This is a genomic window from Trinickia sp., assembly GCF_051953405.1.
GTDB lineage: Bacteria > Pseudomonadota > Gammaproteobacteria > Burkholderiales > Burkholderiaceae > Trinickia.
The window spans coordinates 19,111-33,320 of record NZ_JBQCIV010000041.1 but is presented as its reverse complement, the minus strand read 5'-3'; the positions used below and the strand labels follow the sequence as shown (position 1 = coordinate 33,320).

12 protein-coding genes are annotated in these 14,210 nt (G+C 65.1%); 7 read left to right on the top strand and 5 right to left on the bottom strand.

Going from position 1 to position 14,210, the window contains the following annotated elements; translation table 11 throughout:
* Positions 1-208: 208 nt before the first annotated feature.
* The 7 genes from hrcA to pabB all read left to right on the top strand — a co-directional run bounded on the left by hrcA (position 209) and on the right by pabB (position 9,734).
* Entirely contained in the window at positions 209-1,228 is a 1,020-nt protein-coding gene (gene hrcA, locus ACTHN9_RS06635) for a heat-inducible transcriptional repressor HrcA (RefSeq protein WP_440535959.1), read from the top strand.
* 271 nt (positions 1,229-1,499) lie between these two features.
* On the top strand, positions 1,500-2,567 hold the full coding sequence (gene hemH, locus ACTHN9_RS06630) for a ferrochelatase (protein ID WP_440535977.1): 1,068 nt from the start codon (positions 1,500-1,502) through the stop codon (positions 2,565-2,567).
* A 103-nt stretch (positions 2,568-2,670) separates the two neighbouring features.
* Positions 2,671-3,078, top strand: coding sequence for an RNA-binding S4 domain-containing protein (locus ACTHN9_RS06625; protein ID WP_440535958.1), 408 nt, complete (start codon positions 2,671-2,673; stop codon positions 3,076-3,078).
* 521 nt (positions 3,079-3,599) lie between these two features.
* Positions 3,600-4,184: a nucleotide exchange factor GrpE gene (gene grpE / locus ACTHN9_RS06620; RefSeq protein WP_440535957.1), complete on the top strand. Its 585-nt coding sequence runs from the start codon at positions 3,600-3,602 to the stop codon at positions 4,182-4,184.
* A gap of 98 nt (positions 4,185-4,282) precedes the next feature.
* Entirely contained in the window at positions 4,283-6,265 is a 1,983-nt protein-coding gene (gene dnaK / locus ACTHN9_RS06615) for a molecular chaperone DnaK (protein WP_440535976.1), read from the top strand.
* 236 nt (positions 6,266-6,501) lie between these two features.
* Positions 6,502-7,641 carry a molecular chaperone DnaJ gene (dnaJ, locus tag ACTHN9_RS06610; protein ID WP_440535956.1) on the top strand — a complete coding sequence of 380 codons (1,140 nt, stop codon included), beginning with the start codon at positions 6,502-6,504 and terminating at the stop codon, positions 7,639-7,641.
* 71 nt (positions 7,642-7,712) lie between these two features.
* Positions 7,713-9,734 carry an aminodeoxychorismate synthase component I gene (gene pabB, locus ACTHN9_RS06605; protein WP_440535955.1) on the top strand — a complete coding sequence of 674 codons (2,022 nt, stop codon included), beginning with the start codon at positions 7,713-7,715 and terminating at the stop codon, positions 9,732-9,734.
* On the opposite strand, the gene panB is transcribed toward pabB, so the two are convergent.
* The 5 genes from panB to ACTHN9_RS06580 are packed head-to-tail and all read right to left on the bottom strand — an operon-like array spanning position 9,731 to position 14,202.
* The gene (gene panB / locus ACTHN9_RS06600; protein ID WP_440535954.1) at positions 9,731-10,546 is read right to left on the bottom strand and encodes a 3-methyl-2-oxobutanoate hydroxymethyltransferase; all 816 of its coding nucleotides are present in this window, start codon (positions 10,544-10,546) and stop codon (positions 9,731-9,733) included. The genes pabB and panB overlap by 4 nt on opposite strands.
* A 57-nt stretch (positions 10,547-10,603) precedes the next feature.
* Entirely contained in the window at positions 10,604-11,290 is a 687-nt protein-coding gene (locus tag ACTHN9_RS06595; RefSeq protein ID WP_440535953.1) for a deoxynucleoside kinase, read from the bottom strand.
* A complete protein-coding gene (gene folK, locus ACTHN9_RS06590; protein ID WP_440535952.1) occupies positions 11,287-11,904 on the bottom strand; it encodes a 2-amino-4-hydroxy-6-hydroxymethyldihydropteridine diphosphokinase in 618 nt (205 codons plus the stop codon). Before folK ends, ACTHN9_RS06595 begins: the two co-directional genes overlap by 4 nt.
* Before the next feature lie 55 nt (positions 11,905-11,959).
* A complete protein-coding gene (pcnB, locus tag ACTHN9_RS06585) occupies positions 11,960-13,519 on the bottom strand; it encodes a polynucleotide adenylyltransferase PcnB (RefSeq protein WP_440535951.1) in 1,560 nt (519 codons plus the stop codon).
* Positions 13,516-14,202 (bottom strand): HAD family hydrolase, encoded by a 687-nt coding sequence (locus ACTHN9_RS06580; RefSeq protein WP_440535950.1) that lies wholly within the window; start codon positions 14,200-14,202, stop codon positions 13,516-13,518. Before ACTHN9_RS06580 ends, pcnB begins: the two co-directional genes overlap by 4 nt.
* Positions 14,203-14,210 lie beyond the last annotated feature (8 nt).

Genomic DNA, 14,210 nt, shown 5'->3' with positions numbered 1-14,210 from the left:
CCTGGCTCCATTGCCAGGCACGCGTCGTCCCGGGCCTGCGATTTGTCGCTAGAATGGTGTTGTCCCGACAAGACGCCGGCGGCTAGGCGTGCCCGTCGCCGGCACAGCGTCTCATGTTGTCGGCCGCCCGATCCGCTGCCCAGCATGACCGCTTAAGCGCCGCTACGCGCTCACGGGCGGGCACGCCGTTCGGCTAAAATTTTGCGTCATGTTAGAACCCCGCGCACAAACTCTCCTCAAAACGCTGATCGAGCGCTATATCGCCGAAGGCCAGCCCGTCGGCTCGCGCACGCTGTCGCGCTACTCGGGGCTCGAACTGAGCCCCGCGACGATCCGCAACGTCATGTCGGATCTCGAGGAGCTGGGGCTGGTGGCGAGCCCTCACACCTCGGCCGGCCGCATCCCGACCCCGCGCGGATATCGCCTGTTCGTCGACACCATGCTGACCGTCGAGCCGATCCAGGACGACGAGGCCGTCGAGCGCGTGGTGCGCAAAACCCTGAAGCCGGGCGAGCCGCAGAAGGTGGTCGCGGCCGCGGCGAGCGTGCTCTCGAACCTCTCCCAATTCGCGGGCGTGGTCATGACGCCGCGCCGCAGTCACGTGTTCAAGCAGATCGAGTTCATGCGCCTGTCGGCCAAGCGCATCTTGCTCATCGTCGTGACGCCGGAGGGCGACGTTCAGAACCGCATGATGGCGACCCAGCGCGACTACTCGCCGTCGCAGCTCATCGAAGCGTCCAATTACATCAATGCGCATTTCGGCGGCCTCTCGTTCGACGAGGTGCGCCGGCGCCTGCGCGAGGAAATCGACCAATTGCGCGGCGACATGACGGCGCTCATGCACGCGGCCGTCACGGCCAGTACGGAGGAAAGCGACGACAGCGAGACCGTGCTGATTTCGGGCGAGCGCAACTTGCTCGAAGTGGCGGACTTGTCTTCGGATATGGCGCGCCTGCGCAAGTTGTTCGACGTGTTCGACCAAAAAACGAGCCTCCTTCAATTGCTCGATGTCTCGAGCCACGCGCAAGGCGTGCAGATCTTCATCGGCGGCGAATCGACGCTGGTGCCGATCGAGCAGATGAGCGTCGTGACGGCGCCGTACGAGGTGAACGGCAAGATCGTCGGTACCTTGGGGGTCATCGGGCCGACGCGGATGGCCTACAACCGCGTGATCCCGATCGTCGATATCACCGCGCGCCTGCTGTCCACCGCGCTGAGCCAGCCTTAAGGGGCTTACCGGGCTGCCCCGGCCGACGCACCCGCCCGCCGCCCCGGCCGCCCCGAAGCGGCGCCGGCCTGCCGTTCGTCGGCAAGCCGGTAGAAGGCGGCTTGTCCATCGTGCCTGGTTTGCCGTCCGCGCGCCATCGGCCGGACGGACGAGCGGCGGCCGCGAGAAGGGCGAGAAGGGCGCCGCTATAATGGCCCTCACGTCAACCCAAGCGGCGCGGCTATCGTGCGCGCCTCGCGCAAGTGTCGCCGTCCGGCGCTTCCTATTGCTCATGCGTTTCGATCTCGAGTTGCCGTCGCAGCCCGCTAGCGCCCATCGCGTGGCGGTACTGCTGATCAATCTCGGCACGCCCGACGCGCCGACGCCGCGCGCCGTGCGCCGCTATCTGGCCCAGTTCCTATCCGATCCGCGCGTGGTCGAAATTCCCGCGCTCGCTTGGCAGCCGCTGCTGCGCGGGCTCATCCTGCCGCTGCGGGGGCGTTCCTCGGCAAAGAAATACGCGTCGGTGTGGATGCCCGAAGGCTCGCCGCTGCGCGTGTATACCGAGAAGCAAACCGAAGCGCTGCGCCAGTTGCTGCATGCGAACGGGTACCGGGTGCTCGTCGATTACGCGATGCGCTACGGTACGCCCAGCATCGGCGCGATGCTCGGTCAGCTCAAGCTTGCGGGCGCCGAGCGCGTGCTGTTGATGCCGATGTACCCGCAATACTCGTCGTCCACCACGGCCACGGCCTTCGATGCCGCGTTCGCGGCGCTGGCGCGCATGCGCAACCAGCTCGAAGTGCGCACCGTCCGCCACTATGCCGACCACCCCGCCTATATCGCCGCGTTGGCCGAGCAAGTGCGGCGCTATTGGGCCGCGCACGGTCAGCCCGATTTCGCAGCCGGCGATAAGCTGGTGCTGAGTTTCCACGGCGTGCCCAAGCGCACGCTCGATCTGGGCGACCCTTACCACGATCAGTGCCGCACCACGGCCGCGCTCTTGATGTCGGCGCTCGGCCTGACCGCCACGGAGTGTCGCGTCACGTTCCAGTCGCGTTTCGGCCGTGCGGAGTGGCTGCAGCCGTATACGGCGCCCACGCTGCGCGAACTGGGCGCGGCCGGCGTGCGCCGGGCGGACGTCTTTTGCCCGGGGTTCACGGCGGACTGTCTCGAGACGATCGAGGAGATCGGGCTCGAGGTGCGCGATGAATTTCTGCATGCGGGGGGCAAGGCATTCCACCGCATTGCCTGCCTCAATGCGGCACAGGCCTGGATCGCGGCGCTCGGAGAAATCGTCGTCCAGCAGTTGCAAGGCTGGCCGGCGCTGGAAAGCGTGCCGGCGGGCGTGCCGGCATGAGCATCGATCTCGCGCGGCTTTCCATGGCCAGCCGCCAGGCGGGCAAGCTCGTTGCGGGCCCCATTGCGCGCGCTTGCGCTCCTTTCGTTTCGTTTTAGATCCGATGAACTACAAGATTTCGACCGAACCCGGCGCCCGAATGCGCATCGACAAATGGCTGTGGGCCGCGCGGTTCTTCAAGACGCGTTCGATGGCCGCCGATGCGGTCGAAAAGGGCCGTGTGCGGATCGGTGGCGCAACGGTGAAGCCGGCAAAAGAGGTCCGGGTCGGCGATCTTGTCGTGATCGAGATCGAGCGGATCGTCTGGGAAGTGCAAGTACTGGGGATCTGCGAAGTGCGCGGGCCGGCGAGCGTCGCGCAAACGCTTTACGGCGAGACGCCGGAGAGCCGGGTCAAACGCGAGGTGGAAGCCGAGCGGCGGCGCACGTACCGAGAACCGGCAGCCGCGCTGCAAGGGCGGCCGACCAAGCGCGATCGGCGCGTCATCGACAAGCTTTCGGGTGGGGACTGAACAGGGAGTCGATCGCGGCATGCGCGCCGCCGTACTCCGTCGTGCAATCGGTTACGGCGCCGGATAAACAGATGGTCGTGGTTCCCGCGACGAGTACCAGAGCGACCACCGCGATGGCCAAGGTCAGTTTCACGGTACTCCCTCACGCGGGGACAAGCGACACGGACGCAAACGCTTCGGATGGGTCAAGCCACGGCGCGTCGGTACGGGACACCGGACACGAAGCGCATAAAGGCAGTTTAGGGCAAACCAGGATGGCGCTCAACGCAGTTCTGGGGTTTTTGCCGTAATCGATGTTACCGTTCGTTTCCGGTCGACGCACATTGTGCAAAAAAGGGGCGAGCAGGGGCTTGAAACGCCGCGGGGCACCCCCATTTGCCCACGCGATGCCGCGACGGCACAGTCGTTTTTCGGCAACGGGTCGGCGGATACCCCGGATTCCCGTTGCGAGGACTGTCAAGGCGAGATGCCTCATCGCCGGCCGCCGCTTCGATTTCATTTTTTGGACGATTTTCAGCGACATGGACAATACGCAAGACAATCCGGCCAGCCAGCAACCGTCGTCAGTGGACGCCGCCGCACAGCAAGGCGTTGCCGAGAACGTCGCCGCGCAATCTGCCGCTGCGCAGGGACAGCCCGGTGGCGCCGACGCCGCACCCGATGCCGCGCTTGCCGAAGCACAGGCCAAGCTCGCGGAACTCAACGAGCATTTCTTGCGTGCGAAGGCCGAAACGGAGAACGTGCGCCGCCGCGCCGCGGAAGACGTAACCAAAGCGCGCAAATTCGCGATCGAAGGCTTCGCCGAGCATCTGCTGCCAGTGCTGGACAGCCTCGAAGCCGCGCTGGCCGATACCTCGGGCGACGCCGCCAAGCTACGCGAGGGCGTCGAGTTGACGCTGCGCCAGTTGACGAGCGCCATGGAAAAGGGGCGCGTGACGGTGGTGAATCCCGTTGGCGAGAAATTCGATCCCCATCGCCACCAGGCGATTTCGATGGTGCCGGCCGAGCAAGAGGCGAATACGGTCGTCTCCGTGCTGCAAAAGGGCTATGTGATCGCCGATCGCGTGCTGCGTCCGGCGCTCGTCACGGTTGCGGCTCCGAAGTAAGCGGGCCCCTTGAAAACGCTGCGTCGGCACACATCTTGGGTGCAAGGTTGAATTGAGCGGGCGGCCGCGCGAAGCGCCGTCCCGTCGAAGTGATCGGAATATCTCGGAGAGTACGAAAAATGGGCAAGATTATCGGTATTGACCTCGGCACCACGAACTCGTGCGTGGCGCTGATGGAAGGCAACCAAGTGAAGGTGATCGAGAACTCGGAGGGCGCGCGTACGACCCCGTCGATCATCGCTTACATGGACGACAACGAAGTGCTCGTCGGTGCGCCGGCCAAGCGTCAGTCGGTGACGAACCCGAGGAACACGCTGTTCGCGGTCAAGCGCTTGATCGGCCGTCGCTTCGAAGAAAAAGAAGTGCAAAAGGACATCGGCCTGATGCCCTACAAGATCATGAAGGCCGACAACGGCGACGCCTGGGTCGAAGCCCACGGCGAAAAGCTCGCGCCGCCGCAGATCTCGGCGGAAGTGCTGCGCAAGATGAAGAAGACGGCCGAAGACTACCTCGGCGAGCCGGTCACGGAAGCCGTGATTACGGTGCCGGCGTACTTCAACGACAGCCAGCGTCAAGCGACGAAGGATGCGGGCCGCATCGCGGGCCTCGAAGTCAAGCGGATCATCAACGAGCCGACGGCAGCGGCCCTCGCGTTCGGTCTGGACAAAGCGGAAAAGGGCGACCGCAAGATCGCCGTGTATGACCTCGGCGGCGGCACGTTCGACATCTCGATCATCGAGATCGCCGACGTCGACGGCGAAATGCAGTTCGAAGTGCTCTCGACGAACGGCGACACGTTCCTCGGCGGCGAAGACTTCGACCAGCGCATCATCGATTACATCATCGGCGAGTTCAAGAAGGAGCAGGGCGTCGACCTGTCGAAGGACGTGCTCGCGCTGCAACGCCTGAAGGAAGCCGCGGAAAAGGCGAAGATCGAACTCTCGTCGAGCCAGCAGACCGAAATCAACCTGCCGTACATCACGGCGGATGCCTCCGGTCCGAAGCACTTGAACCTGAAGATCACGCGCGCCAAGCTCGAGGCGCTCGTCGAGGAACTGATCACCCGGACGGTGGAGCCGTGCCGTATCGCGATCAAGGATGCCGGCGTGAAGGTCAGCGACATCGACGACGTGATCCTCGTCGGCGGGATGACGCGGATGCCGAAGGTGCAGGACACGGTGAAGGAATTCTTCGGCAAGGAGCCACGCCGCGACGTGAGCCCCGACGAAGCCGTGGCCGTGGGCGCCGCGATTCAAGGGCAGGTGCTCTCGGGCGAGCGCAAGGACGTGCTGCTGCTCGACGTGACGCCGCTTTCGCTCGGCATCGAAACGCTCGGCGGCGTGATGACGAAGATGATCAACAAGAACACCACGATCCCGACGAAGCACGCGCAAGTGTATTCGACGGCCGACGACAACCAATCGGCGGTGACGATCAAGGTGTTCCAGGGCGAGCGCGAGATGGCGGCGGGCAACAAGCTGCTCGGCGAGTTCAATCTCGAAGGGATTCCGCCCGCACCGCGCGGCGTGCCGCAGATCGAGGTGACGTTCGATATCGACGCCAACGGTATCTTGCACGTCGGCGCGAAGGACAAGGCGACCGGCAAGGAAAACAAGATCACCATCAAGGCGAACTCGGGCCTGTCCGAAGCCGAAATCGAAAAGATGGTGAAGGACGCCGAGGCGAACGCGGAGGAAGATCACCGTCTGCGCGAGCTGGCCGACGCCCGTAACCAAGGCGACGCGCTCGTGCACAGCACGAAAAAGGCGCTGAGCGAGTACGGCGACAAGATCGAAGCCTCCGAGAAGGAGAAGATCGAAGCGGCGCTGAAGGATCTGGAAGACACGCTGAAGGGCAATGCAGCCGACAAGGCGGCGCTCGAAGCGAAGATCGAGGCGGTCGCTACCGCGTCGCAAAAGCTCGGCGAGAAGATGTATGCCGACATGCAGGCGCAAGGCGCGGCGGGTGCGGCAGCCGACGGGGCGCAAGCGGGCGCGGCAGGTGCCAGCGCGGGCCAGGGCGCGAGCAAGCCCGAGGACGATGTCGTCGACGCCGAGTTCAAGGAAGTGAAGAAGGACTGATCGACGGTCGCGTTTTCGTGCCGTGAGACGGCCGGCGTTTTTTCTCGATGAGGAGAAACGGCCGGCCGAATCGACGCCTGGCGGGCCCTCGGGTTCTCCGGGCACATTTGTTTTATGGAGGGCGGGGCTGCCTGGCCGGACGAGATGGCCTGGCGACGCCTGTCTAACGAGTCGCAAGACTCCACAGTATGCGAAAGGAGCGGTCGCGCCCCAAAGCGCGAACCGGCGGTGAACCGATGGCGAAACGGGATTACTACGAGGTTCTGGGCGTTGCGAAGAACGCGAGCGACGACGAAATCAAGAAGGCGTATCGCAAGCTCGCGATGAAGTACCACCCCGACCGCAACCCGGACAGCAAGAACGCCGAAGAGCATTTCAAAGAGGTGAAGGAAGCCTATGAAATGCTTTCGGACGCGCAAAAGCGAGCGGCCTACGATCAGTACGGCCACGCCGGCGTCGATCCGAATATGGCCGGTGCGGCCGGTGCGCACGGATTCGGCGGCTTCGCCGATGCGTTCGGCGACATCTTCGGCGACATCTTCGGTCAAGCGGCCGGCGGTGCGGCCCGCGGCGGCCGTGCGGGTCCACAGGTCTACCGTGGCGCGGACCTGCGCTACAGCATGGAGATCACGCTCGAGCAAGCGGCGCACGGCTGCGAGACGCAGATTCGCGTGCCGAGCTGGGTTTCGTGCGAGATCTGTCACGGTTCGGGCGCCAAGCCGGGCACGAAGCCCGAAACTTGCCCGACCTGTAACGGTTCGGGCGCCGTGCGCATGTCGCAGGGCTTCTTCAGCATTCAGCAGACCTGTCCGAAATGCCATGGCACCGGCACCTATGTGCCCGATCCGTGCGCGAATTGCCACGGCGCGGGCAAGGTGAAAGAGACGAAGACGCTCGAAGTCAAGATTCCTGCCGGCATCGACGACGGCATGCGCATTCGCTCGTCGGGCAATGGCGAACCGGGTGTGAACGGCGGGCCTCCGGGCGATCTGTATGTCGAGATTCACATCAAGGCGCATACGGTATTCGAGCGCGACGGCGACGATCTTCACTGCCAGATGCCGATCCCGTTTACGACGGCGGCGCTCGGCGGCGAGATCGAAGTGCCGACGCTCGCGGGCCGCGCGACATTCCCCGTGCCCGAGGGCACGCAATCGGGCAAGACGTTCCGGCTGCGCGGCAAGGGCATCAAGGGTTTGCGCTCGAGCGTGCCCGGCGATCTGTACGTTCACGTACAGGTCGAAACGCCCGTGAAGCTGACCGATACGCAGCGCGACCTGCTCAAGCAGTTCGAGAAGTCGCTTGTCGAGGGCGGTCCGCGTCACAGCCCGCAAAGCAAGAGCTGGTTCGATCGCGTCAAGAGCTTTTTCGACTGATCGACTGATCTGAGCGCTGATCGCTCGTGCGCCCGCGAAACGGGGCGCGCGAGCGCACCGACGGATAGTAGATGAAGGCAGAACCTTGCGGCGCCGTGTTCGCGCTGCTCGACGATTGCGACGCGAGCGCCGCGATGCCCACCAGCCGGCTTTTTACCGGCTTCGTGCGCGAGCATGTCTGCACCGATGCGTCGGCGCTCGATGCCCTTTACGCCGAGGTCGAGCGCGACATGCGCGCCGGGTTGCATGCGGTCGTGCTCGGCGATTACGAATTCGGCCGCGATCTCGAATTCGGCCAGTGCGCTTCCGGCGCTTTTCCGATCGCGCAGCGTGGCGACGCCTCGCTGCGTTTTTTGTTGTTCGAGCGATGCGACACGCGCTCGTGCGAGCAGATCGACGCGTGGCTGGCCCAACTCGACGCCGATACGCCGCATGAAGCCGGCGAGCCGCCGCCCGCTGGCCAGGGGGCGGGCGAGGCTCTGCCGCGGCCGTCTGCCGCCGGTGCGGCGAACGTCGTCGAAAGTGTGACGCGCGAGGCTTTCGCGCAAGCAATTGCGGCCGTGCACGAAGCGCTGCGCGCCGGCGAGTCCTACCAGATCAACTACACCTATCGGCTCTCGTTCGACGCGTTCGGCTCGCCCGTCGGGTTGTATCGGCGTTTGCGCGCGCGTCAGCCCGTGCGTTACGGCGCGTTGATCGCGTTGCCCGGCGACGAGTGGGTGCTCTCATGCTCGCCTGAACTGTTCGTCGAAAAGCGAGGGGAGCGGCTGCGCACGCGGCCCATGAAGGGGACGACCTCGCGCGGCGCATCGCCTGAGGACGACGCGTGCGCCCGCGAATTCTTGCGTACCGATCCGAAGAATCGGGCCGAGAACCTGATGATCGTCGATCTGCTGCGCAACGACCTATCGCGCGTGGCGAAGACGGGCACGGTAGGTGTCCCCGCGCTGTTTTCGGTCGAGCCGTATCCGTCGATCTGGGCGATGACGTCGACGGTCGAGGCCGATTTGCGCGAGGGCACGTCGTTCCCCGATCTACTGCGTGCCCTGTTCCCGTGCGGCTCGATTACCGGTGCGCCCAAGCATCGGACGATGCAGCTGATCGACGAAATCGAAACGACACCGCGCGGGCTCTACACGGGGACGATCGGCTGGATCGAGCCGCCGCTCGCGACGGGGGGCGACTCGGAGCTGGCGGGCTGCGGCGATTTCTGTCTATCGGTTGCGATCCGTACGCTGACGCTCGATGCCCCTGCCGCCACCGGCGGCACGCGACGCGGCGTCATGGGCGTCGGCGGGGGGATCGTGCTCGACAGCGTGGCGGACGACGAATATGCCGAATGCCGCCTCAAGGCAAAGTTTTTGACGGGGGCGGACCCCGGTCTGCAATTGTTCGAGACGATGCACGCGACGCGCGAGCAAGGGGTGCGCTATCTCGAGCGGCATCTGGCTCGCCTCGGCCGGAGTGCGGCCGAACTCGGCTTCTCATTCGATGAAGCGGCGCTGCGCGCAAGGATCGACATGCATTGCGCGGGACTGCCGGCCGGTACGCCTCACCGTTTGCGGCTCGCGCTCGACAAGGCCGGCCGCGCCAATATGACCGGTGGCCCGCTCGGCGCGCTTGCGCGCCTCGTCCATGCGAGTTCGGCGGCCGTGGAGACGGGGCCGTCCAATAGTCCATCCAATATGCCTGGCGACAGCGCCCCCGTCGGCGTGCTGCTGGCCGACGAGCATGGCTTTGCGCCGATTCCCTCGGATCGATTTCTGCTGCGCCACAAGAGTACGTCGCGAGCCGAATACGACCGCGCGTGGCGCCTGGCCGAGGCCCAAGGCGCCTTCGACATGCTGTTCTTCAACGAGCGTGGGGAATTGACCGAGGGCGGACGTTCGAACGTCTTCGTCAAGCTGGAGGGACGCTGGTACACGCCGCCGCTATCGGCCGGGTTGTTGCCGGGCGTCATGCGCGAGGTCTTGCTGGACGATCCGGCGATGCAGGCGAGCGAGCGCACACTGACGCGAGCCGATTTGCGGCGTGCGCAAGCGCTCGTCATCTGCAACGCGCTGCGCGGGGTTTTGCCCGCGCGCCTCGTTTAGAAAACGTGCTCGGGCCCAGGGAACGCGCTGTCTTTCACCGCTTTCACGTACGCTTCGATGGCCGCGCCGATGCTGGGCTCGCCGGCCATGAAATCCTTCACGAACCGGGCCGGCTTGCCGGGGAAAATCCCGAGCATGTCGTGCAAGACGAGCACTTGACCCGAACAGTCCACGCCTGCGCCGATGCCGATCGTCGGGACGCGCAGCGCCTGGGTAATATTGGCGCCGACGGCGGGGGGCACCGCCTCCATCAAGACCATTTGCGCACCGGCATCTTGCAAGGCGAGGGCGTCGCGCAGCAACTGGTTCGCGCCTTCGTCCGTCTTGCCTTGCACTTTGAAGCCGCCGAATGCATGCACCGATTGCGGTGTTAGGCCCACGTGCGCGCAGACGGGCACCGACCGCTCGACGAGAAAACGGACCGTCTCGGCCAGCCATTCGCCCCCTTCGATCTTGACCATCTGCGCACCGGCGCGCATCGCTTGAACCGAACTCGCGAACGCTTCGGCCGGCGTGCCGAACGTGCCGAACGGCAGATCGGCCATGATGAGCGCGCGCGGCTGCGCGCGCGCCACACAAGCGGTGTGATAGGCGATGTCGGCGAGCGTCACGGGCAGGGTCGTCGTTTGCCCTTGCACGACGTTGCCGAGCGAGTCGCCGATCAGCAGCACATCGACCCCCGAGCGATCGAGAAGCGAGGCGAAACTGGCGTCGTAGCAGGTCAGCATCGCGATTTTCTCGCCCGCCTCGCGCATGGTTTGCAGCTTCGGCACGGTGATCTTCGGCCGGTTGGATTCCTGCAAATAGGTCATCGAAAGTCTCGTATTCGGAAAGAATGAGTGAGCGCCAGCGCGCCGCCGGACCGGATATTAAAGCGCTTTGGCAAAACTTGCCTTGCGCCCGCGCATCGTTTCGATGTGCTCGATCAGCAGGGCGAAATCCGTATCGGATTCCAGCAAGTTCAAGTGCTCGGTGTTGACGGTCAGCACGGGGCTGTCGTCGTAGTGGTAGAAGAACTGGTCGTACGCTTCGCTCAACTGGCGCAGGTACGATTCGGAGATCCGTGCTTCTTCGGCGCGCGCGCGCTTCGCGATGCGCGCGAGCAAGGTCGCCGGACTCGCTTGCAAATGGATGACGAGATCGGGCACGGGCGCATCGGCGCATGCGATGCCCTCGGCTAGCCGCTGGTAGAGACGCCATTCGTCGTCGCCGAGCGTCAGGCGCGCGAAGATACCGCTCTTTTGCGCAATGAAATCGGTGACGAGCGTGCCGCCTCGCGCCAGCAACTGCGCACTGAGCTCGGCTTCCTGCGCGCGCTGTACCGCGAATTGCAATTCGGTGGGCAGCGCGTAGCGCGGCATGTCGCCGTAAAAGCGCTCGAGAAAGGGATTCGCTTCTGGCCGCTCGAGGAGCGTGCGCATCGGCCAGCGTTCGGCCAGCCGGTGCGCCAGCGAGGTTTTGCCCGCACCGATCGCCCCTTCGATCGCAATATAACGGTACGGCGCGCGCAAATCGGGCGCCGTGACCGTCACGGGCGGGGCATTCGTCGGCCTCAAAGCTTGCCGCCGTGCACGGCTTTGGCGCCTTCGGGCGCCGCCGTCTCGCTCGAACCGCCGTGGGCGCCGGCTTGCGCACCGCCGCCGCAGAGTTTGCTCGCTGCCTTCTCGAGTGCATCGGCCACCGCGCAGCGGCACATCTTGACCTTTTCGATGCGCTGATGGGCGACGCTCGGCAATAGCGCATCGGCGCGGCCATGGCCGGGAATCGAGATGTCGGGGTCGATTTCGACGAGCGGCACGAGCACGAAGGCGCGCTCGAATGCACGCGGATGAGGGATCACGAGGTCCGGTTCGTCGACGCGCGTGTCGCCGTACAGGACGATGTCGAGATCGAGCGTACGGGGCGCGTTGCGGAACGGCCGCTCGCGGCCGAAGTGGTGCTCGACGCGATGGCACAGCGCGAGCAAGGCCGGCGCGCTCATCGACGTCTCGAGCTTGACGACGAGATTGTAGTAATCGTCGCCGCTCGCATCGATCGGCGCGGTGCGGTAAAGGCTCGATTTCGCGAGTACGGTGATGGCGTGCTGCTGGGCGAGGCAGACGACCGCATCCTTCAGGGATTGGCGAGCATCCCCGAGGTTCGCGCCTAGACCGAGATAAGCAACCGTCATGGCATGGCTTCCTACGACTTCTTGACTTGGCGATCGGCGGCGCACCGCCGCCCGTTCAGTCCTCTTGCGCGTGTTGCGCGTCGGCCGCGTCGGCCGGCTGCGCTTCATCGCCCTTGCGGCCGCGGCCGCCGCGGCGGCGCCGCTTGCGCGGTGCGCTCGCGCGGCCGCCTTGCGACAGCAGCGTCTCGCGTTCGGCGGGGCTGCCGTCTAGGAAGGACGCCCACCATGCGCCGATCGCGGGATCGAGTTCGCCCGATTCGCACCGTAACAGGAGGAAATCATAACCCGCTCTAAATCTTTGGTGTTCGACGAGCTTCAAGGGGCTGCGGCCCGAGCGTTTTTCGAGGCGCGACTGCAAGCCCCAAATCTCGCGCATATCGGCCGAGAAACGCTTGTGGATCGCCAGCTTTTCCGTTTGCATGTCGAGCACGTCGTCCATCGCATGATGGAGCGCCGGGACCGGGAATTCGCCGTTCGCCTCGTATTGCTGCGCACGCTGTTGCACGTCGTGCCATAGCAGCGTCGCGAACAGAAAGCCGGGCGACACGCTCTTGCCGGCTTTCACGCGCGCATCGGTGCTGTTCAGCGCGAGCGTGATGAACGATTCCCCGTGCGGCTGCTCGAGCACGACGTCGAGCAGCGGCAGCAGGCCGTGATGCAGGCCTTGTTTGCGAAGCTGCTTCAGGCACGCCAGCGCGTGGCCCGAGAGCAGCAGCTTGAGCATTTCGTCGAACAGGCGCGCGGCCGGCACGTTGTTGACCAGATCGGCGAGCGGCTTGATCGGCTCGCGCGTGGCATCCTCGATCTCGAAGCCGAGCTTGGCCGCGAAACGCACGACGCGCAGCATCCGCACCGGATCTTCTCGGTAGCGCGTGGCCGGATCGCCGATCATGCGCAACAGCCGGGCGCGGATGTCGCCCATGCCGTTGTGGTAATCGAGCACCGTCTGCGTGGCCGGGTCGTAATACATCGCATTGATCGTGAAGTCGCGCCGCGTCGCGTCTTCATGCTGCTCGCCCCAGACGTTGTCGCGCAACACGCGGCCGCTCGCGTCGACCGCATGGGTGCGCCGATCGAGTTCGTCGCGGCGCAGGCGCTTGGGCGGCGCCTCGGCCGGCGCGGCGGCGGGAGCATCGACGAGCGCACGGAACGTCGACACCTCGATGATCTCCTGCCCGAACTGCACGTGGACGATCTGAAAGCGCCGCCCGATCAGGCGTGCCCGGCGGAACAGGCGCTGTACCTGTTCGGGGGTCGCGTCGGTGGCGACGTCGAAATCCTTGGGCGCGATCCCGAGCAGCAAATCGCGCACGGCTCCGCCGACGATGAACGCGCGGAAACCGGCCTGTTGCAAGGTATCGGTGACCCGCACGGCGTTGCGCGAGATCAGCGAGGGGTCGATGCCATGGATGTCGGACGACAGAATCACGGGCGCGTCGGGCCCGGCCGCGCTCGCGCGCTTGCCGGATGCGGCCTTTTTCCGGCGCGGTTTGGCCGCGGATTCGTCCGCGACCGCATCGGCCCAAGTGGCGTCTTCGGCGAGGGAATCGTCCCCGGTCGGGGCGGCCGTGTCCGTATCTTGGCCGAGTAGCTTGCGGATGAGTTTCTTGATCACGACGGTTGGAAAAGATCGAGGATGCGCCAGCCCTTCGCTTGCGCATGCGCACGCAGCGTGGCGTCGGGGTTGGTGGCGATCGGATCGGTGACTTTCTCGAGCAGCGGAATGTCGTTGTGCGAATCGCTATAGAAGTAGCTGTGCTCGAAGTCGCTCCAGCTCTTGCCGAGCGAGGCGAGCCACGCCTGCACGCGCACGATCTTGCCTTCGCGATAGCTGGGCGTGCCCGTGCCGCGTCCCGTGAACGGCGAATGCGGCTGGCCGTCGGTGGTTTCCACCTCGCAGGCGATCAGCATCGGGACACCGAACGCATCGGCGATCGGGCGTGTGATGAATTCGTTCGTCGCCGTGACGATGCAGCACAGATCGCCTTTTTCTTGGTGCTCTCGTACGAGTTCGAGCGCGACGGGCGTGAGCGCGGGCTTGATCACCTCGTGCATGAACTGCTCGTGCCACGCGGCGAGTTCCGCGCGCGAGCGGTGAGCGAGCGGTTTGAGGATCGTCTCGAGATACGCGTGGATATCGAGCTGGCCGCGTTTGTAGTCCGCGTAGAAGCGGTCGATGTCACGCAAGTACGACTCGGCATCGACAATGCCGAGCTTCACGATGAAGCGGCCCCATTCGTGGTCGCTGTCGGTCGGGATGAGCGTGTGATCGAGGTCGAAGAGTGCGAGGTTCGTCATGAGTGCGC

What these genes read in the sequence shown, in the direction of transcription:
- hrcA (WP_440535959.1), top strand. Translation starts at nt 209, where the DNA reads ATGTTAGAACCCCGCGCACAAACTCTCCTCAAAACGCTGATCGAGCGC.
- hemH (WP_440535977.1), top strand. Translation starts at nt 1,500, where the DNA reads ATGCGTTTCGATCTCGAGTTGCCGTCGCAGCCCGCTAGCGCCCATCGC.
- ACTHN9_RS06625 (WP_440535958.1), top strand. Translation starts at nt 2,671, where the DNA reads ATGAACTACAAGATTTCGACCGAACCCGGCGCCCGAATGCGCATCGAC.
- grpE (WP_440535957.1), top strand. Translation starts at nt 3,600, where the DNA reads ATGGACAATACGCAAGACAATCCGGCCAGCCAGCAACCGTCGTCAGTG.
- dnaJ (WP_440535956.1), top strand. Translation starts at nt 6,502, where the DNA reads ATGGCGAAACGGGATTACTACGAGGTTCTGGGCGTTGCGAAGAACGCG.
- pabB (WP_440535955.1), top strand. Translation starts at nt 7,713, where the DNA reads ATGAAGGCAGAACCTTGCGGCGCCGTGTTCGCGCTGCTCGACGATTGC.
- panB (WP_440535954.1), bottom strand. Translation starts at nt 10,546, where the DNA reads ATGACCTATTTGCAGGAATCCAACCGGCCGAAGATCACCGTGCCGAAG.
- folK (WP_440535952.1), bottom strand. Translation starts at nt 11,904, where the DNA reads ATGACGGTTGCTTATCTCGGTCTAGGCGCGAACCTCGGGGATGCTCGC.
- ACTHN9_RS06580 (WP_440535950.1), bottom strand. Translation starts at nt 14,202, where the DNA reads ATGACGAACCTCGCACTCTTCGACCTCGATCACACGCTCATCCCGACC.